Origin of the sequence: Vibrio sp. Vb0304 (assembly GCF_033338995.1) — a bacterium.
GTDB classification, from domain to species: Bacteria; Pseudomonadota; Gammaproteobacteria; order Enterobacterales; family Vibrionaceae; genus Vibrio; species Vibrio alginolyticus.
In genome coordinates, this window is record NZ_JAWOTT010000054.1 from 1 (window position 1) to 2,441 (window position 2,441).

General features: G+C 49.6%; 3 protein-coding genes. 1 reads left to right on the forward strand and 2 read right to left on the reverse strand.

Annotated features, from left to right (window positions below; translation table 11 throughout):
* Positions 1–794, forward strand: a 794-nt coding sequence (locus R7P35_RS23590) for a PTS ascorbate transporter subunit IIC (protein ID WP_318092736.1), incomplete at its 5' end; no start/stop codon positions are given.
* A gap of 124 nt (positions 795–918) precedes the next feature.
* On the opposite strand, the gene R7P35_RS23595 is transcribed toward R7P35_RS23590, so the two are convergent.
* Positions 919–1,266, reverse strand: coding sequence for a hypothetical protein (locus R7P35_RS23595; protein ID WP_005464009.1), 348 nt, complete (start codon positions 1,264–1,266; stop codon positions 919–921).
* Between the two features lie 9 nt (positions 1,267–1,275).
* Positions 1,276–2,441: proprotein convertase P-domain-containing protein (locus R7P35_RS23600; protein WP_318092738.1), on the reverse strand; the 1,166-nt coding region annotated here is incomplete at its 5' end.

The window sequence follows — 2,441 nt, forward strand, 5'->3', positions numbered from 1 at the left end:
TTGTGTGTTCTGTGATGGTGTTCTTCCCTGCAATTGCGCACAAATACACGAATCAAGTAACAGGCTCAGACGACGTTGCGATTGGTCACTTCTCAACGCTTTCTTACGTCCTAGCTGGTTTCATTGGCAGCAAGTTTGGTAACAAAGAGCACTCAACAGAAGAGATGAATGTCCCTAAGAGCTTGTTGTTCTTACGCGATACGCCAGTGGCTATCTCGTTCACAATGGGCATCATCTTTATGGTGACGTGTTTGTTCGCTGGCGGCGATTTTGTCCGTGAAGTCAGTGGCGGTAAACATTGGTCTATGTTTGCGCTAATGCAATCCATCACTTTCGCCGGTGGTGTGTACGTCATCCTGCAAGGTGTACGTATGGTTATCGCAGAAATCGTTCCTGCATTTAAAGGCATCTCAGACAAACTGGTTCCAAACGCAAAACCTGCACTGGATTGTCCGGTTGTGTTCCCATACGCGCCAAACGCGGTATTGGTGGGCTTCCTATCGAGCTTTGCAGCCGGTCTAGTGGGCATGTTCCTGCTGTACGTGATGGGTCTTACTGTGATTATCCCAGGTGTCGTTCCACACTTCTTTGTGGGTGCTGCGGCAGGTGTATTTGGTAACGCAACAGGTGGTCGTCGCGGCGCAATTCTAGGCGCGTTTGCACAAGGTCTACTGATTACTTTCCTACCTGTATTCCTAATGCCAGTACTGGGTGATCTTGGCTTTGCAAACACAACATTCAGTGATGCTGACTTCGGCGCGGTAGGTATCCTACTTGGTTTGATTGTTCGCTAAGTTTTCTCTCTGATGAATACGGAATTAGGCTCGTCGGCATTCATCTCTGAGAGGCTTTAGCCATAGAAAAGCACTCAAAAAAAACGCCCCTCACGTGAGGGGCGTTTTTCTTATTGAGGCTATCTTATTGGGACAGCAACTTTCTCGTTGGTTCTTGCTCGGTGTACTCAACCGCATCGCTGGTGGAAAGTTTGTCGACATCTTCTTGAGAGCCGGTCACCACCAACACTTGCTGTTTCACCAAAGCATCGACCACTTCAAGGTTGTTGTGACGAAGAAGCGCTCTCACTTCGCTTTCTTTCCCTTTGTGATATTTCACAAAATAGCGAGCCGGTTGTTGCTCTGCACTTGTTGGACGCTCATCCACAAGAGGAAAGCCTTGGTTGTTGGCAAGGCTGGTGGCGCTCATGCCAATCGCCAATAGCGCGGTCAAACTCCCCGCCGTTACGGAAAGTAAGGTCAGCTTCTTCATAGTCACTCCTTATTGAAATGTCAGAGACCAACTGTTGATTGTACCTGTGTCTCTTCTGGCACTGTCGACGGCTTTAAGTTCCCAAGAACCTTGTGATTCAAAACCAGAGAAATCAACTTGGAAAGTGGTTTTGATATCGTTAGCGCTGCCGCCAGTATTATCGTGAAGCACGACTTGTCCACCTGTCGGTGAAGTCAGAGTCACTCGTAGGTCACCGATGTAAGTATGGCTAATATCTACGTCAATGCTTACAGTACCTGAGTCGCCAGTGCGATCGACATTCAGTGCGCTGATGGCACCAGAGGTTTTGTTGTCAGGAATCGCAACAGGGTTAGTGTTTGAGTAGCTAGAATCTGAAGAGCTACCGCCACCGTCAGGACCATTACAGCCCGCATCCAAGAACAGCTTCGCCGCTTCCGCATTCACTAGGCCGTGACCTGTGCGGTTATCTCGACCTGCAACATCAATGTCTGTCGCGGTTTTGATCAACGCGTTACGTACTTGCGCTGCGGTACACGTTGGGTGGTAACTCCACACCAAGCCAGCTACGCCCGTTACGTGCGGAGTCGCCATCGAAGTGCCGTTGTAGTACTCGTAGTCTTCACCTGATGTAGTTGCAACCGTGATCTCTTGGCCTACGTAACCCAATAGCTCTTGACCAAATGCACGATCAACTGTCACCGACACCATGCGATAAGCGTTGTTTTGGTCAACTAAGAATGGGTTTTGTAACCCAGCCAATGCCGCGTTGCTGTATACAATCGCCGCGCTTGCGCCCGCGTTGTAACATGCTCGGACTGCATCCACCTCTGGGTATGTACCTGAAGATTGATTACCAATACGCTCAGTAAGACAGATTTTACCTGACATGTCGCCACAGTTGAAGTTACCGCCAGACACATCACAGCTTGCCAATGTCGCGGTGACTGAACCTGCAACTGGTGCTGGTACAAACTCAGTGCCGTTGTGGACCAAACGGTTATGAGGCACGATGCCACGGTCAAACTGGCTAACACCGTTTAGCGTAATGTCAGACAACTTACCTTCGCCTACTGTTACGGTGGACAAAATCGCCACACCCGGCGCCGCGATTTCAACTTGATCCGTCGCTTGCGAGAACGCCGCGTGATCATTTTGATTATCGACCGCTGCAACTGACATCACAGAATCGTAAG

Excerpts from the sequence above, each read along its gene's own strand:
- R7P35_RS23595 (WP_005464009.1), bottom strand. The coding sequence starts at position 1,266 with ATGAAGAAGCTGACCTTACTTTCCGTAACGGCGGGGAGTTTGACCGCG.